This is a genomic window from Parachitinimonas caeni, assembly GCF_030129945.1.
In the GTDB taxonomy this organism is placed as follows: Bacteria; Pseudomonadota; Gammaproteobacteria; order Burkholderiales; family Chitinimonadaceae; genus Parachitinimonas; species Parachitinimonas caeni.
Window position 1 is genome coordinate 1 of the sequence record NZ_JARRAF010000149.1, and the last position, 713, is coordinate 713.

A 713-nucleotide genomic window follows, 5' to 3' on the forward strand; every position below is an offset into this window, starting at 1 on the left:
GACCTGCAAGTGAGCCAGGTGGGATTGCTGGAAACCGGCGCGCAGGATGGCGACGCGGTCACCGTGGTCTGGACCGAAACCAACCAGGGCGCGGTGGCCGCGCCGACGGGCTATCAGGATCGCGTCACCATCCGCCAGCGGAATGCCGATGGCAGCCTGGGCGCCGTGGTGCTCGACACCGCCGTCGCCTTTGCCGACAGCCAGCCGCTGGCAGCCGGGGCCAGCCGTCAGCGCCAGTTCCGTTTCCAGCTGCCCACCGGCAGTGCCGGCAGCGGCCAGTTCGAGATCCAGGTTCAGGCCGACAGCAATACCCAGGGCGCCGGCAGCCTGTTTGAAACCAATGCCGTCGGCGATGCCGAAACCAATAACCGCGCCAGCGGCAACTTCAGCGCCAGCCTGCACGTCTACCCGGATCTGCAGGTCGGTGAACTGATCGTGCCGGCCAGCCTGCGGGCCGGCGACAGTCTCACCCTGCGCTGGCGCCTGGACAATATCGGCCAGGCCGACGCGCTGGGCGACTGGGTGGACCGCATCCTCCTGATCCCGGAAGACGGTCAGGGTGGCGACCTGACCCTCAGCACCCTGCGTCGCCAGGGCCCGCTCGCGGTGGGTCAGGGCAGCGACTGCGAGGCCACGGTCCGCATACCGCCCCGGCTGGCCGGCCGCTGGCGGATCGCGGTGCAGACCGACGTCAACCGCAGCCTGAATGAGCC

At 69.6% G+C, this 713-nt stretch carries 1 protein-coding gene; it reads left to right on the top strand.

The annotated features are described in order from the left end of the window. The coding region (locus PZA18_RS24050; protein ID WP_284103424.1) for a hypothetical protein at positions 1-713 on the top strand (713 nt) is incomplete at both ends.